Here is a 22,829-nt window from a genome sequence, read left to right on the forward strand (position 1 = left end):
AGCGGGCAACCGAACACCGACTGCACGATCAACGACGCCTGGCTGTGTTACTTCGTTGGGGAGTCATTTGGTCACTGACTCGCCATGGGAGGGGCCAAGATGCGTGTTCGTCGCCGGCGAAGGTGGTCGTAGGCCATGGCTGTCACTGCCATGGTGTGCCGATGAAGACGACACCGAATGGACGACCTGTCCCACCCGCGCATGCTGACGAGCGCGCCATGCTGGAGGCATGGCTGGACTTTCACCGTGCAACTCTTGCCCTGAAGTGTTCGGGCCTCAACGATGATCAATTACGGCTTGCTGCAGCGTCACCTTCGTCGATGACGTTGCTCGGTCTCGTGCAGCATCTGACCGAGGTGGAACGCAACTGGTTCCAGCGTGTATTCGCGGGTCAAGATGTGCCGCCGGTCTTCGGCGAGAACAACATCGACGGCTATGTGCTCCGGCCGGACCGAGGGCTCGACGAGGCATTGGCTGTCTGGCAAGCCGAGGTCGCCCGAGGCCGTGAGCTGATCGCTGACGCATCGCTGGAATACGCCCGTCACAACGGTCATGCCGATCTCATCCGCGAGCAGATCGACGGAGTCACCGGCGCATGAGACGTGCTTGCGCGGTCGCGAGTACCGCGCAAGCACCCGGCTCCGGCGCTCAGCCGGCGGCGGTGTGGGCGAGGCGATAGGAGTCCGGAACGCCAAGACGGCCGCTGCTGTCCCAACCAACGAGCCGCCAGCCCCGCCGAGCAGGGAAGAGGCGAAAGGCAGCCTCCAGCAGGTAAACCGCGCGGTGGGCGAGGATGCCTTCTGCGTCCCGTGGGAATCGTCCACGACAGCCTTGTAGGTGTAGGTTCCCTCGCCGACACACCAGCCGCCGACAGAGTCGACGTCAGTGCTGCTCAGTTGCACGATCTCGCCAACCACCTGCCAGCCGCACCACCGCTCCCGGAGCAGCGGTCACCGCGGACCCGCCGCCTGAGCGGCCCGAGAATTTCGACACGGGCTAATACGCCGAGTGCCAGGACCGCCCCTGCGGTGCCGGCACCGAGCTTGGAATGGATCCTGGCAAGGAAGGGAATCAAGGCAATGGCTATCGGCTGTCCCGGACAGTCCGTCATGTGTCCGTGCTGATCGGAACGGTGTTCCGGGACAGCCCCGGACAGTCCCATCGGCCGCCGACTCCGGGCGGTTCACCGTGTTGCCCGGAGTCGGCGGCGTGGGTGACGAAGCTGCGCTGGGAGCAAGCCAAGTCACAGAAAGGGAGAACTCTTCCGACGAAAAGCTATCGGGTGGCAGTCCCCGGGGCCCGGTCGGGCATTTCCCTTCCTATCTTGGCGAGGCGCCCAACGGCCGCCCAGCGCCCGGAATTTCTAGTCCCAGACAGGGCCCTTCGCGCCGATATCGTTAGTCGTTTTGATATCCGCCGGGTCGAAATGGTACACATTGGTGAATGTGTTCCAGTCCTTGATCGGGCGATAGACGTTCTCGCCGGTGACCCGGATGTAGACGGTGGCGTCGTTGGGGTACTTGACCAGCCGGGCTCCAGCCAGCGATGTGGAAGGATCGAAGCACTCCATGTCACCGTCCGACACCGTGCGGATGCCGTCCCAACTGCCCCACAGGGCTTCGTAGTCGGCGGCACTGGGGATGTAGTACAGCCGGCTGTTCGGACCGATCAGATAGACCCTGTCGCTGGAGGCCTTCTTGATCCGCAGGCCCTTGGCAGGCGGACAGGCGGTCGCGGACGCCGGAGACAGCGTGCTGTGCTGTGCCGGCACCGCCTCGGCGGCGCTCGAAACGCCGGACGTGCCCAGCGTCGCGGCGATTACTGGCAACGCCAGTACCGCCATCATGTTCCTGAGGTTCTTCATGGGTTCCTTCCGGTTTGACCCTGTGTCCGGCGCACAACTCGCTTCGGCTGCGCGCCCTGTCATGCACTGCTGCTGGAACTTCTGCGGCGAATGGCCGTGAGTTCCTCAGAAGTGCCAGGCCGACGTTGGCAGGGGAATTCGGTCTCCGGCGATGAATCCATGCTCAGTGGGACGCTGGGACAGCGGTACGCGAGTGACCTCATGTTTCTTTGACCTGCTGGGACGCCAGTGGGACAAAGTGCTGGGGCGGGACGGCGGTGGGGCCGCGATCGAGCAGTATCAGGCCGGCAGCCGCACGCCGCCCTCGGCGACACCGTTGTCATGCTCGTCCCCGACGTCCTCACCGCCCTGCAGGTCCAGGAGGAGGACCACACCGGCTACACACGCGACAAGTTCCGCCACTGGATCGACGCCGGCCGCCGACAGCTACCTCACAGTCGCCCGCCGCGCCGGCTTCGCCCTCTTGCGAAAGAGTCCTGCTTGCGTGACGGAGCTTTGTGAACCTCGCACTTGTGGCGCGGTTTATTGCAGCTCCTCGTACAGCTCGATCTCTGAAGGCCCGCGATCAAGCAGCAGTTCGAGATGCCCCTCTATGGCAGCGAACCACTGGTCGAGGTCCACGCCGCTATCGTGAAAGAACCAGGAGCTGAAGCTCCCCAGGCCGTCCAAGGCGGGTTCGGTCTCGTAGCGGAGTTCGCAGTGAACCTGCACGTAGTGATCGTGCTCACCATCTTCATCACTGATGTCGAACTGTCGCGCGAAGTCCACAGTGAACATCGGTCGTCCGCTGAAGGTGTACGTGCCGTACTGGAAGAGCAAGCCGTCGGAGTCTGGTCCGAGTACTGTGTCAAAGCGCTGCCGCCCGAATTGCGTGAAGGCCAGCCAAGCAGCCCAAGTGGTCAACTCAGTCGTCATCGATCGTCCGGCCGCCATTTCGGCACGCAGGAAATCGAGGGCTTCCCCCAGCCGCAGTCTGTTGGGCACGCCGGCTCTCCTCACTTCGTGAATCAACACCGTACTGTCGCGGGGCAGGATCAAATCCAGCCCAGGGACAAGCCAGCCGCTCCAGCAACGCAACGCACCCAGCTGAGCCGTCTGCGCGCCGGCGCGCAGCGCGGTCTCCGGTGATGCGTCCTTCAGCCCTACGTCGTCGGGATCCACCAGGGTCTCCGGTGCGTAGGCGAGGTGCAGGCATTGAGGACTGGACGCCGTGCCCTGTGCTCGTACTTCTCCCAGGAGTTGTGCGAGTGCGACGGCCTGGGGAGGTCGATGGGGATCGGTTCGCCCGAGGGTTCTGCTCCAGCAGTGATAGGTCAGGAACTGTCGGTCCACGTGCGCGTGGACGTCCACACGGCGGGCAAGGCGGTGACCGCCGTCGTGCCGTGTCCCACTGGGGTCATCCCGCCAGGCTGACGCGCTGTAGCAGATTCCTTGATCAGTCGATAGCCAGGCCGTGGATGATCGTGGTGACGGCCCTGTGCCCTCTGCGGCCTTGGTGGGGCCCTACTGGCTGGAACGGGAACCTGAGTCCGGGTACCAGCGCAGTGTGGCGGAGCGTGCATGCGGCATGCGTCTGCGGCCGGTTCCCACCGGCCGGGCCGTCATGGTCGCTGTCGCCACGGTCACCGTGGTCGCCGCGGTGGTGACGGCCTTGATGTAGGACCAGTTCGGGGACGGCGTCGGGCTCCGTTTCAGGGCGACTGCGCACGGATGGGGTTGGTTGGGGGAAATCTGGCGGTGGGTCCCGTCTATCCCTGGTTCGGATCGGCCCGACCAGATTTCTTCAGCGCGAGGCCGAGCAGTTTGTCGGCTCGGACCGCGGTCGAGGTGGTCGCGGATCGTCATAGCCTTGGTGCCTGGAGGGTCGCTCGCCCGCGCCACCCTCATCGTCGGCTCGGGCGGTTTCGCCGGCCATGCTCAGCCAACTGCGCCATTTGAAGCCTCCACCGATGTCAACTGGCCCGGCCGGAATCGTCGAGCAGGTCCACGAGCGGCACCTTCGTGTCGGCGAGCTTGGTCGCGTCGACGGACCGGCCAGAGGTCACGAGGCGGCGGATCGGGTCGGTGACGTCCCAGACGTTGACGTTCATCCCGGCCAGGACCCGGTCCTCGAACAGCCAGAACGCGATGAATTCGCGGGTGTCCCTACGGCCACGGAAGACGACCTGGTCGTAACCGCCTGGCTCGACGTAGCCGGTGTACTCCATGCCCAGGTCGTACTGGTCGGTGAAGAAGTAGGGCACGCGGTCGTAGGACACGTCCTGGCCCAGCATGGCCTTGGCGGCGGTCTGGGGCTGGTTCAGGGCGTTGGCCCAGTGCTCGACGCGGATGTGTGTGCCGAGCAGCGGGTGGGCGGCGTTGGCGACGTCGCCTGCGGCGTAGACGTCGGGGTGGGAGGAGCGCAGGTGGGCGTCGACGCGGACGCCGTTGTCGACTTCCAGACCGGCCGCTTCGGCAAGGCCGGTGTTGGGGGTGATGCCGATGCCGACGATGACCGCGTCGGCCTCGATGCGGCTGCCGTCGGCCAGCAGGACGCCGTCGGCCCGGCCGTCTGCGCCGGTGATCTCGGCTACCTGGGCGCCGTAGCGCAGGTCGACGCCGTGGTCGGTGTGCAGGTCGGCGAAGAGCGGGGCGGCCTCGCGGCCCAGCACACGCAGCAGTGGCAACTCCCCCCTCTCCAGCACCGTGACCTCGACGCCGGCGGCGCGGGCGGCGGCCGCGGTCTCCAGGCCGATCCAGCCCGCCCCGATCACCGCGATCCGGGAGGCGGACGCCAAGGTCTCCTTGATCCGGTCGCTGTCGTCGAGGCGGCGCAGGTAGAGCACGCCGTCGAGGTCGGCTCCGGGTACCGGCAGGCGGCGGGGTGAGGAGCCGGTGGTCAGCAGCAGTTTCGCGTAACCGAGGCGGCTGCCGTCGGCGAGTGTCACCTCGTGGGCAGCGGGGTCGATCGCGTTGACCGTGGTACCGAGGCTCAGGTCGACGTCGTGGTCGGCGTACCACTGGGGCGGGTGGACGTAGACCGTGTCACGCTCGTCCTTGCCCAGCAGGTAGCCCTTCGACAGCGGCGGCCGCTCGTAGGGGCGTTCGCTCTCCTGTCCGAGCAGGAGGACCGGGTCGCTGAAGCCCTCCTCCCTGAGGGTCTGCGCGGCTTTCGCGCCGGCCAGCCCGGCTCCGACGATCACCAATGCCGTGTGTGCGGCCATCTCCGCTCCTCTGCTGGGTTCGGCGGCGTCGTCAGGCGGCGTCACGCTCGGTGTTCAGGACGGTGTCCAGGTCCCTGAACAGGTCGGTCCCGGAAGCCGTGAACTTGGCGACGCCCTCGTCCTCCAGCACGTGCACCACGTCGTCGTAGGACACCCCGACAGCGTCCAGGTCGTGGAGTACCTGGCGGGCTGCCGGATAGGTGCCGTGGATGGTGTCGCCCTGGATACGGCCGTGGTCGGCGACCGCGCGCAGGGTCTGCTCCGGCATCGTGTTGACCACGCCGGGCGCCACCAGTTCGGTGACGTAGCGGGTGTCGTCGTAGGAGGGGTCCTTCACTCCGGTGGAGGCCCACAGCGGGCGTTGCGGGCGCATGCCGGCCGCGGCCAGTGCCTGCCACTGCTGGGAGGAAACGGCCCGCTCGAAGTGCTGGTAGGCCAGGCGTGCGTTGGCAATCGCGGCCCGTCCACGCAGAGCGCCTGCCTCGCGCGTGCCGATCTTGTCCAATCGGCTGTCGACCTCGGTGTCCACGCGGCTGACGAAGAACGAGGCGACCGACGCGATGGATGCCAGATCACGTCCGGCCGCGTGCGCCTGGGCCATGCCGTCCAGGAAGGCCCGGAGCACCTGGTCGTAACGGTGGAGGGAGAAGATCAGCGTCACGTTGATGCTGATGCCCTCCGCGAGCGCCGTGCTGATCGCCTGCAGGCCCTTGTGGGTGGCGGGGATCTTCACGAACAGGTTCGGCCGGTCCACCAGCCACCACAGGGCACGCGCCTCGGCGATCGTCGCCGCGGTGTCATGGGCGACGCGCGGGTCCACTTCGATGGAGACCCTCCCATCCACCCCGTCACTGGCCTCGTACACCGGACGCAGCAGGTCGCAGGCCCAGCGCACGTCAAATGCGGTCAGCAGCCGAACGGCCTCCTCCACCCGCACCCCGCGCCGGGCCAGATCACCGATCTGTTCGTCGTAGCGGTCACCGGAACGGATCGCCTTGGCGAAGATCGTCGGGTTGCTCGTGATGCCGACAACCCGGTGCTCGCGCACCAGGTCGGCCAGCCCCGCGCCGGCCAGCCGTTCCCGGCTCAGATCATCGAGCCAGACCGCTACTCCTTCGGCGGTCAGCCGGTCCAGGTTCTCACTCATGATCTTCTCCCTTACGTCGCCTCACGCGACGCCGTTCAGGGCGCGCTGTCCGGATTCTGCGGTGGCGTGGCGCCGGGCTCCTCCCCTCCGGCGCCGACGGCGGGGTTCGGCGCGCCGCGGCCGCCTGACGCGGCGCGCAGTTCCACACAGCACCGTCCCGGGCGCGGCGCGAGGACCGCGTCGATCCCGGCCGCCCGCACTCCGGTGAGGAACCCGCCGAGGAAGGCATGGTTGATCCCGCACACCAGCTCGGGCGAGCGGGCGGCGAGCGGATGGAAAGGGCAGTTGAGCAGCCGCAACTCGGTCGGGGCCGGGCGGTCGGGTTCGAAGCCGTGCTGCTCCAGCACGGCCTCAGCGAGGCTGACGGAACGCTCTGGCCCCAGGCGGCCGGGACGGCTGCGGGCGCGCGTCGCGGCGCCGAGGTCCTCGCCGCGGCGGCGGGCCGAGCGCAGGGCGGCCAACTGTGCGTCCTCACCTGGCTCCTGGCCGAGGACCGCGTCGACGAGGATCTCCGCGAGCAGGTCGGGACGGCGCTCCGGGATGCTGATGCGGATGTCGGCGTCCGCCGGTTCGTAGACCTTGGGCCTGCGGCCGACCCGGCGACTGCCCTCCGGGCTGTCGTAGCGGGAACGCAGCAGGCCGGCGGCGACGAGCTTGTCCAGATGGAAGGCGGCCAGCTTCACCGAGACGCCTGCGTCGGCAGCGGCTTCCTCCCTCGTCACCGCCCGGTGGGCGCGCCGCGTGAAGCCGAACATCCGACGGCGCACATCGTCCGCAAGGACGGTGACCGCTTCCAGGCCCACAGCGGCGGGCGGCGAAGACGAAGCCGGAGTCAGGTCAGAGTCCATACATCCACAGTAACGCCAATCGTCATTGGAGAAACCCGCTTCGGCCTCACAAAACCTTCCAGCCTTGACCGATTCGAGAATAACTCCAATGATGGTTGGTGAAATAGGCGGGGGTGGCGGCCGCCGTGCCCATGGGCATGGAGCAGTCGACCACGGCCGACTCGCCCCGCCGGCGCACGGTAGCCGACCGTGCACCCAGGGCCAGGCGATGCCCATGGACATCGCCGCCCTCGATCGCCAGGCGGCCTTCGGCGCTTCGTACGCACCAGCGGAGTTCAGAAACGGTGAGTGACATGACCCAGCACCCCCACCCCAAGCTGCACATAGCCGCGGACGGCGCGCAGACTCCGGCACCGGCGCCCGCCGCCCTGCGCGTGGCCCACGAGCCGCAGGGGACGGATCTGGAGGCCGCCGAACTCGCCGCCGCACAGTTCCTGCGGGCGCTGGGTGTCAGCACCGACTCCGAGAGCCTGCGCGATACGCCGCGCCGGATGACGCACGCCTACGCCGAACTGTTCAGCCCCCGTCCGTTCGACCTGACCACCTTCCCCAACGACGAGGGCTACGACGAACTCGTCCTCGCCCGCGGCATCCCGCTGCGCAGCGTCTGTGAGCATCATCTGATGCCGTTCGTGGGCACCGCCCACATCGGCTACCTCCCCGGGCAGCGCATCCTGGGCCTGTCGAAACTCGCCCGCGTCCTGGAGCACTTCGCCTTCCGGCCTCAGGTTCAAGAACGCCTCACCAAGCAGGTCGCCGACTGGCTCCAGCATCAGCTCGAACCCAAAGGCGTCGGCGTCGTCATCCAGGCCGAACACACCTGTATGACTCTGCGCGGCGTCCAGGCCACCGGCACCGCCACCATGACCTCGACCCTCCTCGGCCTGCTGCGCACCGATGCCCGGTCGCGCAGCAAGTTCCTCGCACTGACGGGCCTGCCTCGCTGACCGGCGCGGCGGCCGGGAGTCATGTCGGCAGCAGGGCACGCGGGCGTACGGCGTAGGGCGTAGGGCGTAGGGCAGGATGCGCCCGTGCCGGTCGGCCTCAGCGGAGTTGTCGAGCCGTACGCGTGCGGTGAACTTCTGGGGGCCCGCCGGGAGCGGCAGAGCGGCAGCTCGGCAAGCCCCCGGACATGGAGGTCGCCTCGCCCGTCAGGCCCGGCAGGCGGGCGTTTCGGGCCCGGGACGAACTGCAGCGGCGCGGGGTGGGGACGAACCGGGACCGGCTGGCGGCGTCCGTGGTGCCCGGCTCCCGCACCGCGCCCGATACGCAGAGGCCCGAACCGGCGGCGGAGGGTGCGCCCGGGTCGGCGTCCTGAAAACCCCCGCACCCCGCTCTCCCTCCGTGACGAACTGAACGCCGCTACTGCTGAGATGAGCAGTGCGGCCCGGTCACGGGCGCTCAGCCGCTGCGGTGCCGTACTGGGAACGGCGAGCGCGGCTGGCGCCACCGGTCTGTGGCCGACATCCAGGCGTTCGCCGACATCAAATCCCGAGGTACGCACGGCAAGTGGCACTACGTATGGGTCTGTTGAAGAAGGCCGCCCGCTGAGCTTGTCTGAGGTCGCTAGGCGGTGCCTTCGTGCATGGGTTTCATCGCCACTGCGGCCGCCGCGTTCAGCTTGTTCCTATCGACTGAGGTCGAAATGGGCCTTGAGCGAAGTCGCTCACCTGGGCTTTCACCGGACGCTGGAGCGTCCTTCGTCTCGATCGGTGCACCATGGGCGGAGCACATGATCAGACGAAGGCCGCTTCCATGACCGGCGGATGCCCAGGCAAGTGGTCCAGTTCGAGATGTCCTTCGACGCCGGGAGCCAGGCACGGGCCCTGATGCATCAGCCAGCTAGCAGAGCCTGCATCCACTGGTCTTCGCGTTGCTCGATGTATTCGGCGTCGTTTCGCCAGGCGTCACCATGTCCTTCAGCCCACAGCCTTGCCCAGGGCTGGGCTCCTTGGGCCGCCTGGTCGCGCAGGAAGTCGTGCATGGAACGCGTACGGCGCCCCAGTAGAGGGACCAACTGGCGGCGTTCGGACTCAGCCAGACCGTAGGCGTCGGCGAAGACTCGCAGTCGGTCCGCCGCGTCCGGGCTCTGCCAGTCCGGATGCGCGGACAGCGGGATGAACCCGTGAATGGCGTATGCGACATCCCACAGGCGCGAGCCGGGACCTGCAGCATCCCAGTCGATGAAGGCCCATCGCGCCTCGTCTGCGACCACGAGATTCCAGGGAGCCAGGTCGTTATGGGCGATGATGTCACTGCCCTCAGCGGGGATCAGCTTCTGCCACCGCGCATCGGAGGGCGGCGTGAAGCCTTGCACGGCGTCGTGGAAGTCCCGGATCAGCCGTGCCACGCGAGCCAGTTGACGAGCGGGTTCCATCAGCGAGAACCGGTCGGGCCAGACCACATCCCCCGGCATGAAGGTCAGGACCTCACGCCCCTGATCGTCAATGCCGAGTGGGCTAGGCGCCGCGCCGAATCCCACTTCATGCAGGTGGGCAAGCAGAGCATGCACAGCGGGAGTCCATGGTCCGGCCGGACGGCGAACGGTGTTCCCGACGCGAACGACACCATCACTGACGTTGCCGCCGGACAAGGGTTCTTCATCATCGTGCCGCATCGAACCAGTGTGTCGGATCAGCCCGTCATGATCACCCCATTAAGGGGGGAGCGTCAGGACGCGGCGATCCGCCATGATGCCGGACGTCTCCGTCTGCCCCCTTAGTACTGTGACTTCGCATGACCGACACCGAGATCGAGATCACTGCGGACCTGGTCCGCGACCTGCTGCAGGAGCAACATCCAGACCTTGCAGGGCTGGCCATTCGCGAGGTGGCGGGCGGCTGGGGCAACCAAATGTGGCGCCTCGGGGATGAGTTGGCCGTGCGTATGCAGCGCATGGATCCGACCCCGGAGCTCCAGCTCAAGGAGCGGCGGTGGCTCCCCGTGCTGGCCCCGCGCCTGCCGCTCCCGGTGCCAACCCCGGTGCGGTTCGGCGAACCGTCCGAGAGCTTCCCCAAGCACTGGACCGTGATGACCTGGGTTCCCGGCGAGCCGCTGGACCACGGCTCGATCAGCCGCGGCGACCACGCGGCCGACACGCTGGCGGGCTTCCTCCGGGCACTCCATGTGGAGGCGCCCGCCGAGGCGCCGATCGCTGCGGACCGCGGTGGCCATCCCAAGGACTGCACGCACGGCTTCGAGAACTTCTTCCAGGCCGTTGTCCCCGACGACATCGCTGCCGACGTCCGGTCCGTCTGGGACGACGCTGTCGCGGCCCGCGCATGGGAAGGCCCGCGCGTGTGGGTGCACGGCGACCTCCATCCCGCGAACGTCGTCGTCTCGGACGGAACGCTCTCCGGCATCGTCGACTTCGGCGACATGTTCGCCGGCGATCCTGCGTGGGACCTCGCCGCCGCATGGGTGCTGCTACCCGCGGGCACGGCCTCACGGTTCTTCGACATGTACGCGCATGCCGACGAGGCTGCGATCCGGCGCGCCCGCGGGCTGGCCGCGATGAAGAGCCTCTTCCTGATGCTCATGGGGCAGAACGGAGATCGGGGCCTCCCCGGCGGCAAGCCGCACTGGGGACCCGCAGGCCGGGCAGCACTTGATCGTGTTCTGAAGGGCGTTTGACGCACGCTTCTTGAACCCGTTCTGGATCTTGATTCAGGGTCATGCGGCAGACCGCCTTCGTGGGTTCATCGATCACCACGCATGGTGGGGACGCCAAGGTTCAGGGCCGTATGCTGCCCGTGGCCCTGATCGAGCCGGCGGAGCTTCTCCTCGGCGCCAGCCAGGGTGACCTGGAGACCCTCAATCTCGCCGAGCCAGCCTTCCGTCTCGGCTTCGGCGTTTCGGGCGATCAAGTTGTCGCGGATCTCGGCCAGCCGTGCCCGCTGGGCCGGGTCAGGCCGGAGGAGCGAGCATCCGACACAAGCGTGCTCATGGATGCAGGGGGATCCGAAGGCGCGTGCGCAGGTGCCGATGGACACCTTCCGCTTCTCGACGTGGGCGGGGAAGGCGTCCCACGCCTCCTCTGTCGGGATCCGGTACTGCTCGCCGGGACGGGAGGCCCGTCGGCGAGCGATGAACGCCCTGTAGGCCTCGATCGTCTCGGCAGGGTAGACCGCTAATGGTGGAGTCGGGTACTGGAAGTGTCGGAATACCTCAGCCATTACGGACCCATGCCGTGAAGGCGTCGGCGAGCCCGGGCGGGCTGGCGGCCTCGGTTCGCCGGGCGATCCCGTCGTAGTACTCGAGCTCGTGAAGGACCACGGGCACTGGCTTGCCGATCGCGTTTTCAAAGACGCCAGCGTCGTGAAGGTGGCGGGCGAGTTTGACGCTTGCCTGGTTGAAGTTGCCCTCGATCCGTGCGGCGATCGGCCCGATGGTCGTCATCCAGTCTTCGGGGTCGGTGTGCTCGTCGTACCAGAGTCCGAGTTCGGTGATCCACTGGTGGCGAGCGGCGGCTCCGTCGGGTCTCGGGGGAGGTCGCCGATGACCGTGACTCGTTCTGGAGTCAGAAGGCTTGAGGCGGTGCCGCCGGTGCGGGGCAAGCGCGGTCGGCCGCGGCGCCGCCCGGACGTGGTGCTGGGCGACCGTGGCTACGACCACGACAAGTACCGGCGCCTGGTCTGGGATCTCGGCGTGAAGCCGCTGATCGCCTACCGGGGCGCTGAGCACGGCTCCGGACTGGGGGCCCAACGCTGGGCCGTGGAGCGCGCGTTCGCTCACCTGCACTGGTTTCGCCGCCTGCGGATCCGCTGGGAAGTGCGTGACGACATCCACGAAGCCTTCCTCATCCTCGGATGCGCAGTGCTCTGCTGGCGACGCCTGAACTCAGCTGTCGTTCACTAGTTTTTCTGCAGGGTGCGCGTGACACCCGCGATGACGGCGGTCGTCAGAACCCAGCCGAAGGCGATCAGTGGATAGGCCAGCCACTGGAGGCTGCCGTTCGACCAGTACCAGGCCGTGCGCTGACCCAGACCACCGATGGGGATCAAGAGGTCGAGTGTGTAGACGACGGGCCGGAAGGGGGCGCCTTCGCCTGGTTTGACCTGGGTGGGGGAATGCGCATGGAAGGCCAGGGTGCCCAGCAGGGTCAGCGCCAGGAGCCAGACGCCGGCCAGCCAGGGACGGTAGCCATAGCCGACGGTCGCGTCGAGCAGGTGCCCCCAGACACGCGCGGCCGGGGACAGCGTACGGCGCCGGTGGCGCTGTTTGGCCAGGAGTACGCGGCGGGCGTCGCCGTCGTGGCCGGCCGTCCGGTACCAGCTCGCACCTCAACTACTCACACCCGCATCCGACAGCAGACCCGACGCAGGACCTGGTGGCTCAGCGGAAGAGGTCGGCGTTCTCCGCGGCCCACTGCCGGAACGATCTGGCCTGGGAGCCGGTGACCTGTGAAACGGTGTCGCGCACCGCCAGCAGTTCGTCGTTGACGGCTCCGCCCGTGACGTCCAGCACCGCGTCCGCGGCCTCGTCCCCGAAGACTGCGGCCATCTGGGCGTGAGCTTCCTGCCGACTGGTCTCGACGAAGGGAACATTCCGCCCGATTGCTGCCGCTACGGCCTCGACTTGCTGCCGGGCGGTCACCAACTCCGGACCGGTCAGGGCATACGTCCGCTCCTTGTGGCCGGGCTCGGTCAGCGCTACCCGCGCCACGCATGCGATGTCCGCGGGGTGGATGGTGGGCAACCCGGTGTCCGCATACGGTGCGCGGACCGTTTCGTGGTCACGGATCGACGCCGCCCACATCAGAGCATTCGAGGCGAACTGTGTCGGCCGCAGGATCGTCCAGGCCAAGCCGCTGTCCTTGAGCAGCAACTCGACCGCGAGGTTCTCGCCGGCGGGGCCCAGATACGGATGGGTCTGAACGGTAATGGAGGACACCAGCACCACATGCTCCACACCCGCCAGCCGGGCGGCCTCGATGATCTCGGCATCCGGGCCCAGCCGCGACACGAGGAACAGCGAGCGCACCCCATCCAGAGCGGGCTTCAACGACTCCGACTTCGCGAAATCACCCTCAACGGCCTCGACCCCGTCGGGGAAAGTGACCCGTGACGCGTCACGTGTGAGCCCTCTCAACGGTCCCACACCACATGCTTGCAACTCCCTCAGCAGCGCACTTCCTATGTTGCCGGTGGCTCCGGTCACAAGCATCACGGGCACGTTCTCCTGTCGTCCATCGTCTGTCGTCTGTCGTCTGTCGTCTGTCGTCTGTCGTCAGATGATCAACCTGAGGAAAACGCTAAAAGCTCAATCGCACTTCAGGTCAAGGAGAACCCTGCCCCTCCCTGCTGCCGGACGCACGCGAACACCCCGGCGCTTCGCGCCCGGACTGCAGTAGGAGCTCCGTGTCGGGCTCGCGTAGATAGCCGGCCGTGACGGCGGTCGGGATGTAGGCCGTGAGCTTGCTGACTCCGGCGGGCCGGGAGCTGCTCTCACCCGGCCGCCTGCGGGAACCCGTGGACGGGCTGGACGTTCTCCGCCGGGTGGGGATCGAAGGACACCTTGAACGTCACCCTGGTGCAACCCGGCCTGGTCTCGGAGGTCGACGTCGGCGTCCCCGGTCGAGCGCCGGCCGATGGCGCCACCCCGCGCGCCGGCACCGCAGCCGCCCAGACCTGTCCCCCGGGGACGCGCCCCCATTCGGCAACTGACCGGCCCGTCACGCGCATGCGAGGTGCGCACTCCGTTCGGGGGCTGGAGCTGCCCAGGGCCGTCGCGGCGGTGTGCCATCCCCCGACCGATATGGTCCGGTGCGATCAGGGCAGAGACTGCAGTGGCCTCAAGCGCGGTTGCCATGCGTGCCCGACCACTGGCAGGGCGCCTGGGGGGCCCGGCCCAGACGAAGTTGCGCTGATGAGGACGACATCGACGCGGTCACCTCTTCTTCCGCGCGGGCGAAGTACGGATGGTGGTCCACCGTGATGGCATGAGCAGCTGCGCACACCCCAGCCAGGAAGCTCCTCTACATCGCTTCGAAGCCGCCGCGCAGTCGATCCGCGTCGCAGCGACAGAGCTGGTGCAGGCTGTTGAGTGACCATCGTGGGCTGGAAGGATGAACCGGTCTGCTCCATAAGAGGCTCCGCGGGCGGCTGTTGAGCACCACGAGCAGCCTTGCCTCGATCATCTTCGCGTCGGCGCCCGGCCGGCCCGAGGCGAGGAGTACGTGTGGCCAAGCGGAATGTTTCCCGGAGACGCTCGAACCGGCTGCGCGTCAGGTGGGCAGCGGTCTGTGCGGGGCTCGCCCTGGCGCTGACCGGAGGGCTGGCGGGTGCGGCGGCCGCAGCCGACGATCCCGCTCCCCCGCCCCCGCGGGGACAGCTCCTCGCCGCCCCCACGGCGTTCCTCGGGAGCCTCGTCCACCCTGACGCATCACCGCCCGGCGCCAACGACTGGACCTGCCGGCCCACGCGTGAGCATCCGCGCCCGGTCGTTCTGCTGCACGCGACCCTGGCGAACGCGTACAACAACTGGAGCCTGCTCGCCCCGTGGCTGAAGCAGCAGGGCTACTGCGTCTTCGCGCCCAACTACGGTGGCGTGCAGGGCAGTCCGTTCCAAGCCACGGGGCCCATCCCGGAAGCCGCCCGCCAGGTCGCCCGCTACGTCGACCGGGTGCTGAAGGCCACCGGTGCCCGCCAGGTCGACCTCGTCGGGCACTCCCAGGGAGGCGGTCCGACGCCCCGCTGGTACCTGCGGTTCGAGGGCGGCACGGATCCCGCGCATCCCAAGCGGAACAAGGTCCACAGCCTCATCGCCCTGGCGCCCTCGAACCACGGTGGCACCGCTTCCGGCATCGGCATCCTGACCACCAAGCTGGGCCTCAACCCGACCGTGTCCGCCATCGCCGGCCAGGCGTGGTCGGACCAGATGGTCGGCTCCGAGATGAACAGGAAGCTCGACAAGGACGGGGACACCCAGCCCGGGGCCCGCTACACCGTCATCTCCACCCGCTACGACGAGTTCGCCACGCCGTACCAGAACAACTTCCTGACCGCCGGACCGGGCGCCACCGTCCGCAACATCCTGATCCAGGAGATCTGCCCGCTGGACGTCTCCGAGCATCTGGCCATCGCGTACGACTCCAACGCCGCCCAACTCGTACGCAACGCCCTCGACCCCGCCCACGCGAAGCCGGTGCGCTGCGGTCTCACCCTGCCCGTAGTCGGCGGCTGAACCGAAGCACCCGACGTGCTCGTCGACATCGGCCCGCCGATCGGGCCGGTGCCGTCGACCACCGACCGCAACGAGGCCCGCCTCCCAGCATCAAGAGCCTGCTCGCCGGGTGCGGGCGCCGGACACCTTCACGTTGATCATCGTCTGGCCGATCATGGCACAGCCGCCCATGCCGCCGAAGAACCCGGTGACGATGTTGGCTATGCCCTGACCGATGGACTCGCGGGTCTTGTTGGAGTTCGTGTCGGTGATGTCGTCGACCAGCCTCGCGGTCATCAGCGACTCCATCAGACCGACCAGCGCCATGGCGAAGGCGTACGGGGCGATCGTCGTCAGCGTGTCCAGTGCGAACGGCACGTCCGGCAGGCCCGGTACGGGCAAGGAGGAGGGCAGGGCGCCCTTGTCTCCCACGGTCGGCACCGCGATGGCCGCGCCGACGGTGATCACGGTCAGGATCACGATGGAGACCAGTGGGGCCGGGATCACGGTGGTGATCTTCGGGAAGAACACCATCAGCGCCAGGCTGCCGGCGATCAGCGGATACACCTCCCACGGCACGTCGTGTATCTCGGGGACCTGGGCCATGAAGATCAGGATGGCCAGGGCGTTGACGAAGCCGACCATCACCGAGCGGGGAATGAACCGCATCAGCTTCGCCACCCCGAGCGTGCCCAGGATGACCTGGAAGACGCCGGCCAGGATGACGGCGGCGACCAGGTAGCCGAAGCCGTGCTCGCGGTTCAGCGGCGCGATCACGAGCGCGACGGCGCCGGTGGCGGCGGAGATCATCGCCCGGCGTCCGCCGACGATCGAGATGACCACGGCCATGGTGACTTGGCCGTAGCGGTCAGATCCGGCTCCACTCGAGGCGGCTGTCACGCACAGGCCGGTGCCGGGCGGCCGCCGAGCTGATGCGGCTCAGTTGCTCGCCGGCTCAGTCCTCGGCAACGCGGATGATCGTCTTGCCGTGGGTCCGCTTGCCCGGTGTGAACGCGGCGACCGCTTCGGTGAGCGGCCGCACGTCACCGATGACCGGCTTGAGGCGTCCGTCCCGCACCCGTTGGGCGAGGTCGCTCAGGCGGACGCGGTCGGGTTCGACGACGAAGAAGACAGCGCGTGCGTCGCGGGGGTGGACGGTGACGGGCTCGGCGATGGTGACCAGGGTGCCGCCGGGGCGGACCAGAGCGGTGGAACGTTCGAGGATGTCGCCGCCGATCACGTCGAACACCACGTCGACGTCGCCGATGCCCTCCAGCTTCTCTGCCTGGAGATCGACGAAGGCATGGGCGCCCAGCCCCAGTGCGGTGTCGCGGTCGCCGGCCCGTCCCGTGCCGATCACGTGGGCGCCCGCCGCGCGGGCCAGTTGCACGGCGATCGAGCCGACGCCGCCCGCGGCGCCGTGAATGAGGACGCTCTGCCCGGTTCGGAGGCCGGCGTGGTCGAACAGGGCCTGCCAGGCGGTGAGTCCGGAGATGGGCAGCGCAGCGGCCGTGACGTGGTCGACGTCGGCGGGGAGCGGGGCGAGGTTGCGGGCTTCGACCGCGGTGTACTGGGCCAGGGTGCCGTTGCGGGCCCAGTCGGTCAGGCCGTACACGCGCTGCCCGATGGTCAGGCCAGTGGTGCCGTAGCCGAGTTCGGTGACGACGCCGGACAGTTCGTGGCCGGGCACGCTCGGGGTCCGGTCGCGTCCGGCCCGGTCGATCCAGGTGCCGGGCCAGTCCAGCTCGCCCGGTGTGAAGCCGGCGGCGTGGACCTTCACGATCACGTCGTTCTCCGCGGCGTGCGGGTGGGGCAGCTCGGCGAGAGTCAGGCCGCCGGCACCGGCCTCACGGTCTTGGACGGTGATGGCTTGCATGAGGCATTCCTCCGAGGTACGGGAGGCGGACGCTGGCGTGCGCCGCGGTGGTCACCTTCGACCTTAGGATCCGGGCAGCCCACGCATGTGGCCATTCCTTCCCATGTCGTACCTGCTGCACATCGACGCGTCCTCGCTCTGCGAGACCTCCGTCTCCCGTCAGGTCGCCGGGTCCTCCCGGTCCTCCCGGTCCTTGCCGACGTACAACCTCACGATGCCGTCCGTGTTCAAGGCATGGCTGGACCACATCACGGTCAACGGCAGCACCCTGAGCTTCAACGGGCAAGCACGGCATGGACCACCTCGTGCCGACGCTGGAAACCGTCCTGGGCCACCCGACCACGCTCGGCCTCGACGCGACGTCGGTCACCTGCATCACCTGGAACCCGGTGAACGTCTCCACCCACACACGGTCTGCCCTTAACACCCCGGCCGTACAGGGGAGATGCCCAGCACAGTATGTGTGCACCACACTTAAGGGCCTGCTGCGAGAGGGGACGGACTGTCAGACCTGCCTGGGATGCTCCGAGTATGGAGATGACAGTGCAGCTGACGATCGACTGCTCCGATCCGCAGGCCATGGTGACCTTCTGGGCCAAGGCCCTGGGCTATGTGCCTGAGGCGGAGCTGTCGGCCGGTGCCGGGGACATACCGGAGTCGATCATCGATCCTGCGGGCCATGGTGGAACGGCTGGTCAAGGCTGGTGCCACCGTGCTGCGGATCAAGGACGAGCCGGGCATGGGGCTCTATGCCGCCGCCATGCAGGACCCTGAAGGCAACGAATTCGACATCGTCTGAGGGCCGTTGCGGCGGTGCCGGTCACAGCCACTCGTTCATGGCTGCGCCCAGCACAGTCGCCTCGTAGCGGACGGAGGGTTGTCGTACCTCGTGGGGCCACCGCTCGGTGTCTACTGAGTAGCTGATCCCGCACACGACCGCACGGCGCTCGCCTCCGCAGGGGATGCGATCTTCTTGTGGAAGCACACGCGGTCCTGACCAGGGCCGTCGTAGTCACTGTGCACGGGCAGGCCGTCGACCTCACGATCGCCCTCTTCGAGGTCAAAGCCCATGGCCCGGTGAAACGCTATGGACCCCGTGTCCGCGGGCGAGGTGATCGCACGCACTTCCTGGCGGCCTGCCTCCGAGTCACCCCACCACTGCTGTACGCACTCGACGATCGTGCCGTCGTCGGAGACGAGAGCCTGGCGCACCTCCGGCATTCACTCCCCCTTCGAATCGGGCCCATCACATCAGGTTGCCGTAGCCGATCATTGCGCGGCGGATGGCCCTGTCAGCCCAGGAAAGCCATCAGCCGGTCGTCCAGCTGCTTCGGCGCGGTGAGCGGCAGAGAGTGATGGGTGGCTCCTGGGAGCAGGGCCACCTCCCCCTGGGAGAGCATCCGACGGGCTCGGTCCGCGACCTTGACCGCGTCGTGGGCGCGGCCGTGTTCCGCGAGTAGGACAAGGACCGGCATGGACAGGCCGGCGGCCCGAGGGCGGGCCCCGGTGACCAGTTTGCGGCCGGGGACGGTGGTGGCCAGCGCGTAGAGGCGCTGCCAGGTCGGCGAGGTCGAAGGCGGGCAGGGACACAGTATTCCTCTCGCCGGGCGATAATCTCGTTGAGCGAGACATTACAGCCATGTCGAGGAGAGTGCATGGACGAGCAGAGCCCGGCGATGGCACTGGTTCACCTGCTGCGCGCAGTCACCGTGGAATTCGACCTGCTCGGCGCCGAGTTCGCCGCGCGGCACGGGCTGCATCCCACCGACGTACGCGCGCTGATCCACCTGCTGGACGCGGCACGCGACGGCACACCGGCCACACCCGGATGGCTCGGCAAGCAACTGCGCCTGAACTCCGCCGGGACCACGGCCCTGGTGGACCGGCTGGAGCGACTCGGGCTCATCCAGCGCAACAGGGACACGGCGGACCGGCGACGCGTGCTGCTGGAGGTCGAGGAGAAAGCCACGGAACTCGGGTGGGCCTTCTTCGGACCGGTGATCGGCGAAGTGGTCGTGGCCGCGGAAGGCTTCGAGACGGCCGAATTGGATACGGTGCGCCGCTTCCTCACTGCGGTGCTGGCATCCGTCGGACAGGCCCGAACAACCTGAACACTACGGCCGACCTGACACTACGGCGAGGTCGATCAGGCTCCGAGCCGGCCGGACGCCGCGCGGACCAGCCCGTCCAGCCATGCCTGGTGGCCGTTGAGCATCGGGTTCGGGACCTGCTGGGCCAGTTCCTCGGCAGGCGGACCGATTTGCGTCTCCTGGGTGAGGACGCGCACCCGGCCGCCGGGGAGGTCCTCGACCAGCCAGGCGTGCAGTACGTCGAGTCGCTCCTCGGGCTTGCCGTCCTGCTTCGCCGTCCAGGACAGGCGCCCGGGGACGCCGTCGGCCGGGGCCTGGAACTCGACGACGTGGGCGTCCAGGGGCGGGAAGCCGAAGGTACCGGAGCTGAAGACGGTGTCTCCCCTGAGCTCGGACTGCGCCGCGGTCGAGCTTGAGGTGCGGCGGTACACCGCGTCGAAGTCCTCCGCTCTCGTGCCCTCGACCTTGAACTACTCGTAGGGGACGACCGACTCGTCGGGTCCGGTCATTACGAAATGGATCTTCGCCATGTGCTCTCCAGAGGGGTTTGACCTGCATGATCGCCGTCGGCACCGGATCCCAGCTTCCGGCGCACGCCGACCTGAACCTGCTGCGCACCTTCTTGGCCGTGTACCGCGCAGGCACCTTCACCGCCGCCGCCCCGGCGCTCGGGCTGTCCCAGCCGACCGTGACAGCGCAGATCCGCACGCTGGAGCAACAGACCGGCCGCGAGCTGTTCACCCGGCTGCCGCGCGGCGTGGAACCCACTCCCCTCGCCCACGAGCTCGCCACCCAGATCGCGGGCCCGCTCGATGCTCTCGCCGCCCTCGAAGACGGCGGCCCGCTCGCGGGGCCCGCCACGCCGGTGCACCTGGCCGGCCCGTCGGAACTGCTGTGCGTGCGTGTCCTGCCCGCCCTCGTCCTCCTCGTCGCGGACGGCGTCCAACTGCGTGTCGCCCAAGGGCTGCCCGAACCGCTGCTGGATGAGATGCGCACGGGACGCCACGATCTGGTCATCGCCACCCGGCGGCCCCGCGGCCGCGCTCTGGACTCCGTACCGCTCGCCGACGAGGAGTACCTGCTCGTCGCCTCCCCGACCTGGGCCCAGCGCATCGCCGCACACCCGCAGGCAGACGACGACCTGTGCACAGCCCTACGCGAGGTCCCCCTGGTCACTTACGCCGAGGACACGCCCCTTGTGCGGCGACACTGGCGCACGGTCTTCGGCAAGCAGCACAACGCCCGCGCCGCGGTGACCGTGCCGAACCTGTACGCGGTCCTGTCCGCGGTCAACGCGGGCGCCGGCCACAGCGTGCTGCCCCGCTCGCTGTGCCAGGAGCATCTCGACTCCGGTCGTCTCGCCCTTCGGCACGACCCGGAAGAGCCCCCGCTCAACACCTTGTTCCTCGTCCAGCGGCCCGGCTCCGAGACCAACCCGCATGTGAGCCGGGTCCGCGACACCCTCCAGCGCGCCGCTCGGAACTGGTAGACGAGCGGGGACCCTTGGCGTACGCCGCACGGCGCGACCGCGGAGCTCACGCGCAACTGTCGACTGTCCTCCGGGTGTCACAACTAGGCCTTGCTTGCTGCGGCCGACCTGGCGGCCTGCTCGATCTTCGCGCAGTAGGCTGCCCGGGCTTCCTCGTCGATCTGCTGCTCGTTTTCGGCGCGCACCCCGGTCCGGCCGTCGAGGCCCTCGCGCAGGATGTCGGCGTGCCCGGCATGCCGGATGGACTCGCCGAGGACATGGACCATGACGGCGAACAGGTTCGTGTTGGGAAAAGGCTCCGGCCACCACGGCACGTGGCCGGGGGCGTCGAGGGGAAGCTCGTTGATCGTCGCGTCCGAGTGTTCCCATGTGCGCCGGTAGAACCCGATGATCTGATCGCGGGTCTCGTCCTCGGTCGCCCACTGATCGCTGCCGTCGGAGTCCTGCCACCGGGACAGCGGTTCCGGGGAAGGGCGGTCGAAGACCTCGCCGAAGTACCTGGCCTCGACGGTGGCCACGTGTTTGACCAGGCCGAGGAGGTTGGTCCCGGTCGCTGTCAAAGGTCGGCGGACGTCGTATTCGGACACGCCGTCGAGTTTCCAGAGCAGCGCCTCGCGGTCCCGCCGCAGTCTCCCGTGCAGGTTGTCCTTCGCGAACTTATCGATCATGTGGCATGAACCTTCCTTGGGCTGTTCGTGGGCTCAAGTTGTGGGGTGCGTGACGGCTCGCGGCCGACCCGGCCTGCGACGGTTACTGCGCAGGAGAACTACGCGCATGCTGTTCGGTGCCGTTCTCTCATCCCGTTGAGTGGTTCGGGACGGGCGCCGGGGAGGTCGGCGGGTGCCAGGTGAGTATCCAGCCGGCGGTAAGCACCGCCGCGCCGCCTGCCAGAGCGATTGCGCCGCCTGTTCCGACGCCTGCGGCCACCGAGCCGAAGCAGGCCGGCCCGAGGCCCTGCAGCGTCATGCTGCCGGAGCCGAGCAGACCGAAGGCCTGGCCCTGGCCGTCCTGCGGCAGGGCGTCCAGGAACGGCCGTTGCAGGCCAAGACCGTAGGCCAGTCCGAAGCCGCAGAGCAGCAGCAGACAGGACGAGACGGCCACTCCGGGCTCGGTGGCGAAGCCGACCAGCGGCAGTCCCGTCAGCGCGATCAACGGGACTACCAGTCGCTCCCGGGTGGGTGGCCGTAGCAGGCGACCCACCAGCAGGTCACCGACGAGCATGCCGACCGGCAGACAGCCCATCAGCACCGCGTACCAGCCGGACGCGAAGTGGCGTCCGCCCGCGTAGGCGACGATCAGACCTTCCGCGCCCGCCACGAACGCGGGCGGTAGCCACTGGGCCAGCATCAGTCGCCGTACCGTGTGTCCGCGCAGCAGCAGGCCGGCACCGTGCAGGCTTGCCCGGACGGCGCCGCCATCGCCCCGAGCGCTGCCGGGTGTGCCGCCGAACTCTCCCGGCTCCAGCCGGGGTAGCCGGATGCGGACGGCGAGCGCACAGCCGAGGTAGAGGGCGGCGCTTACCGCGAGCGCCCGGTGCGGGCCGAGTACCGCGACGACCGCACCTCCCAGCGCCAGACCGAACAGTTGCGCGCCGGAAGAGGCGATGTTGTTCAGTGAACGGCCCAGCACATAGGCGTCGCCCTTCAGCCACTGCGCGACCAGCCGACTCGACGCGCCGCCGAACACCGGTGTGGCGAGGGCGACCAGCGCCACGACACCGAGGCTTGCCGCGATCGGCATCCGCACCAGGGCGAGCAGCAGGGCGGCGGCGCACTCCAAGGCGTAGCCGCCGGCGATGAGTGCGCGGGGCGGCAGTCGGTCGGCCAGTGAGCCCAGCAGCAGCGAGCCGAACAACTGCGGGAGAAAGCCGATGCCGAAGGCCAGAGCGCTCAACAGCGCGGAGCCGGTGGTCGCGAAGACCAGCACCGAGAACGTGGTGATCCGCAGCGAGCCCGCGGTGATCGCGACGGCACGGGTCGAGAAGAGCAGCCGGAATCGCGGCTCGGCGAGCACCTCCCGGTAGGTGGCACGGTGGTTGCCCTGCGCGGGTTCGGCGGTTGGGATCATGGCGCCCAGCGTCGCCGTGCGCCCACACCACTCACCAATGATTCGTCCCTGGACGAATCGGAGCAGACGTCCGGCGGTAGCA

The 22,829-nt window shown here is 68.4% G+C and carries 24 protein-coding genes and 3 pseudogenes; 8 read left to right on the plus strand and 19 right to left on the minus strand.

What is annotated here, in order from left to right; genetic code table 11:
• Positions 1–161 precede the first annotated feature (161 nt).
• The gene (locus tag AQJ67_RS18875) at positions 162–599 is read left to right on the plus strand and encodes a DinB family protein (protein ID WP_107122940.1); all 438 of its coding nucleotides are present in this window, start codon (positions 162–164) and stop codon (positions 597–599) included.
• 764 nt (positions 600–1,363) lie between these two features.
• Here AQJ67_RS18875 and AQJ67_RS18880 read toward each other — a convergent pair.
• The 7 genes from AQJ67_RS18880 to AQJ67_RS47725 form a co-directional block, all read right to left on the minus strand.
• Complete coding sequence (locus AQJ67_RS18880; RefSeq protein WP_062720176.1) at positions 1,364–1,864, minus strand: acid shock protein; 501 nt, start codon at positions 1,862–1,864, stop codon at positions 1,364–1,366.
• A gap of 279 nt (positions 1,865–2,143) precedes the next feature.
• A complete protein-coding gene (locus AQJ67_RS50205; RefSeq protein WP_279616893.1) occupies positions 2,144–2,266 on the minus strand; it encodes a hypothetical protein in 123 nt (40 codons plus the stop codon).
• A 120-nt stretch (positions 2,267–2,386) separates the two neighbouring features.
• Positions 2,387–3,025: a hypothetical protein gene (locus tag AQJ67_RS46820; RefSeq protein ID WP_107122922.1), complete on the minus strand. Its 639-nt coding sequence runs from the start codon at positions 3,023–3,025 to the stop codon at positions 2,387–2,389.
• A gap of 791 nt (positions 3,026–3,816) precedes the next feature.
• Positions 3,817–5,067, minus strand: a complete 1,251-nt coding sequence (locus tag AQJ67_RS18890; protein ID WP_062720177.1) for an NAD(P)/FAD-dependent oxidoreductase — start codon at positions 5,065–5,067, stop codon at positions 3,817–3,819.
• Positions 5,068–5,098: 31 nt separating this feature from the next.
• Complete coding sequence (gene tal / locus AQJ67_RS18895; RefSeq protein ID WP_062720178.1) at positions 5,099–6,214, minus strand: transaldolase; 1,116 nt, start codon at positions 6,212–6,214, stop codon at positions 5,099–5,101.
• A 35-nt stretch (positions 6,215–6,249) separates the two neighbouring features.
• Positions 6,250–7,062, minus strand: a complete 813-nt coding sequence (locus AQJ67_RS18900; protein WP_062720179.1) for a helix-turn-helix transcriptional regulator — start codon at positions 7,060–7,062, stop codon at positions 6,250–6,252.
• Positions 7,063–7,108: 46 nt separating this feature from the next.
• Positions 7,109–7,357 carry a hypothetical protein gene (locus AQJ67_RS47725; protein WP_159058793.1) on the minus strand — a complete coding sequence of 83 codons (249 nt, stop codon included), beginning with the start codon at positions 7,355–7,357 and terminating at the stop codon, positions 7,109–7,111.
• Between AQJ67_RS47725 and folE the strand changes: the two genes are divergently transcribed.
• Positions 7,356–8,009 carry a GTP cyclohydrolase I FolE gene (gene folE, locus AQJ67_RS18905; protein ID WP_244190509.1) on the plus strand — a complete coding sequence of 218 codons (654 nt, stop codon included), beginning with the start codon at positions 7,356–7,358 and terminating at the stop codon, positions 8,007–8,009. The genes AQJ67_RS47725 and folE overlap by 2 nt on opposite strands.
• Positions 8,010–8,896: 887 nt before the next feature.
• Here the strand turns inward: folE and AQJ67_RS18915 are convergent.
• Positions 8,897–9,679 carry a phosphotransferase enzyme family protein gene (locus AQJ67_RS18915; protein ID WP_062720181.1) on the minus strand — a complete coding sequence of 261 codons (783 nt, stop codon included), beginning with the start codon at positions 9,677–9,679 and terminating at the stop codon, positions 8,897–8,899.
• A 119-nt stretch (positions 9,680–9,798) separates the two neighbouring features.
• Between AQJ67_RS18915 and AQJ67_RS18920 the strand changes: the two genes are divergently transcribed.
• On the plus strand, positions 9,799–10,695 hold the full coding sequence (locus AQJ67_RS18920; protein ID WP_062720182.1) for an aminoglycoside phosphotransferase family protein: 897 nt from the start codon (positions 9,799–9,801) through the stop codon (positions 10,693–10,695).
• Between the two features lie 65 nt (positions 10,696–10,760).
• On the opposite strand, the gene AQJ67_RS48620 is transcribed toward AQJ67_RS18920, so the two are convergent.
• Together AQJ67_RS48620 and AQJ67_RS18930 are read right to left on the minus strand one after the other, a co-directional pair.
• A complete protein-coding gene (locus AQJ67_RS48620) occupies positions 10,761–11,237 on the minus strand; it encodes a hypothetical protein (RefSeq protein WP_062720183.1) in 477 nt (158 codons plus the stop codon).
• The gene (locus AQJ67_RS18930) at positions 11,230–11,460 is read right to left on the minus strand and encodes a hypothetical protein (protein WP_062720184.1); all 231 of its coding nucleotides are present in this window, start codon (positions 11,458–11,460) and stop codon (positions 11,230–11,232) included. The genes AQJ67_RS48620 and AQJ67_RS18930 overlap by 8 nt, the downstream gene beginning before the upstream one ends.
• 99 nt (positions 11,461–11,559) lie before the next feature.
• On the opposite strand from AQJ67_RS18930, the gene AQJ67_RS18935 reads away from it, so the two are divergent.
• Entirely contained in the window at positions 11,560–11,919 is a 360-nt protein-coding gene (locus tag AQJ67_RS18935) for a hypothetical protein (RefSeq protein WP_208614996.1), read from the plus strand.
• Here AQJ67_RS18935 and AQJ67_RS45285 read toward each other — a convergent pair.
• Together AQJ67_RS45285 and AQJ67_RS18940 are read right to left on the minus strand one after the other, a co-directional pair.
• Positions 11,916–12,341: pseudogene (locus AQJ67_RS45285) on the minus strand (oxidoreductase); the annotation flags it as partial. The gene AQJ67_RS18935 and the pseudogene AQJ67_RS45285 sit on opposite strands and share 4 nt — an antisense overlap.
• A gap of 55 nt (positions 12,342–12,396) precedes the next feature.
• Positions 12,397–13,230 carry an NAD(P)H-binding protein gene (locus tag AQJ67_RS18940; RefSeq protein ID WP_062720185.1) on the minus strand — a complete coding sequence of 278 codons (834 nt, stop codon included), beginning with the start codon at positions 13,228–13,230 and terminating at the stop codon, positions 12,397–12,399.
• A gap of 1,011 nt (positions 13,231–14,241) precedes the next feature.
• Here AQJ67_RS18940 and AQJ67_RS18945 point away from each other — a divergent pair.
• Complete coding sequence (locus tag AQJ67_RS18945) at positions 14,242–15,246, plus strand: esterase/lipase family protein (protein WP_062720186.1); 1,005 nt, start codon at positions 14,242–14,244, stop codon at positions 15,244–15,246.
• A 105-nt stretch (positions 15,247–15,351) separates the two neighbouring features.
• Here the strand turns inward: AQJ67_RS18945 and AQJ67_RS18950 are convergent.
• Both AQJ67_RS18950 and AQJ67_RS18955 read right to left on the minus strand, forming a co-directional pair.
• Positions 15,352–16,134: pseudogene (locus AQJ67_RS18950) on the minus strand (SulP family inorganic anion transporter); the annotation flags it as partial.
• A 46-nt stretch (positions 16,135–16,180) separates the two neighbouring features.
• Positions 16,181–17,101 (minus strand): NADP-dependent oxidoreductase, encoded by a 921-nt coding sequence (locus tag AQJ67_RS18955; protein WP_062720187.1) that lies wholly within the window; start codon positions 17,099–17,101, stop codon positions 16,181–16,183.
• A 531-nt stretch (positions 17,102–17,632) separates the two neighbouring features.
• On the opposite strand from AQJ67_RS18955, the pseudogene AQJ67_RS18960 reads away from it, so the two are divergent.
• Positions 17,633–17,900: pseudogene (locus AQJ67_RS18960) on the plus strand (VOC family protein).
• Positions 17,901–18,010: 110 nt separating this feature from the next.
• Here AQJ67_RS18960 and AQJ67_RS18965 read toward each other — a convergent pair.
• Positions 18,011–18,322, minus strand: a complete 312-nt coding sequence (locus AQJ67_RS18965) for a GNAT family N-acetyltransferase (RefSeq protein ID WP_063807339.1) — start codon at positions 18,320–18,322, stop codon at positions 18,011–18,013.
• Between the two features lie 71 nt (positions 18,323–18,393).
• Complete coding sequence (locus AQJ67_RS18970; RefSeq protein ID WP_062720188.1) at positions 18,394–18,576, minus strand: hypothetical protein; 183 nt, start codon at positions 18,574–18,576, stop codon at positions 18,394–18,396.
• 180 nt (positions 18,577–18,756) lie between these two features.
• Between AQJ67_RS18970 and AQJ67_RS18975 the strand changes: the two genes are divergently transcribed.
• Positions 18,757–19,212 (plus strand): MarR family winged helix-turn-helix transcriptional regulator, encoded by a 456-nt coding sequence (locus AQJ67_RS18975; protein ID WP_062720189.1) that lies wholly within the window; start codon positions 18,757–18,759, stop codon positions 19,210–19,212.
• Positions 19,213–19,247: 35 nt separating this feature from the next.
• Here AQJ67_RS18975 and AQJ67_RS49415 read toward each other — a convergent pair whose 3' ends face one another.
• Positions 19,248–19,622 (minus strand): SRPBCC family protein, encoded by a 375-nt coding sequence (locus tag AQJ67_RS49415; protein ID WP_244190510.1) that lies wholly within the window; start codon positions 19,620–19,622, stop codon positions 19,248–19,250.
• A 125-nt stretch (positions 19,623–19,747) separates the two neighbouring features.
• Between AQJ67_RS49415 and AQJ67_RS18985 the strand changes: the two genes are divergently transcribed.
• Positions 19,748–20,680, plus strand: coding sequence for a LysR family transcriptional regulator (locus tag AQJ67_RS18985; protein ID WP_062720537.1), 933 nt, complete (start codon positions 19,748–19,750; stop codon positions 20,678–20,680).
• 83 nt (positions 20,681–20,763) lie between these two features.
• Here the strand turns inward: AQJ67_RS18985 and AQJ67_RS18990 are convergent, their stop codons facing one another.
• Together AQJ67_RS18990 and AQJ67_RS18995 are read right to left on the minus strand one after the other, a co-directional pair.
• Entirely contained in the window at positions 20,764–21,348 is a 585-nt protein-coding gene (locus tag AQJ67_RS18990; RefSeq protein ID WP_062720190.1) for a DinB family protein, read from the minus strand.
• 127 nt (positions 21,349–21,475) lie between these two features.
• Positions 21,476–22,747, minus strand: a complete 1,272-nt coding sequence (locus AQJ67_RS18995; RefSeq protein ID WP_062720191.1) for an MFS transporter — start codon at positions 22,745–22,747, stop codon at positions 21,476–21,478.
• Between the last annotated feature and the right edge of the window lie 82 nt (positions 22,748–22,829).

It is taken from the genome of Streptomyces caeruleatus, from assembly GCF_001514235.1.
In the GTDB taxonomy this organism is placed as follows: domain Bacteria; phylum Actinomycetota; class Actinomycetes; order Streptomycetales; family Streptomycetaceae; genus Streptomyces; species Streptomyces caeruleatus.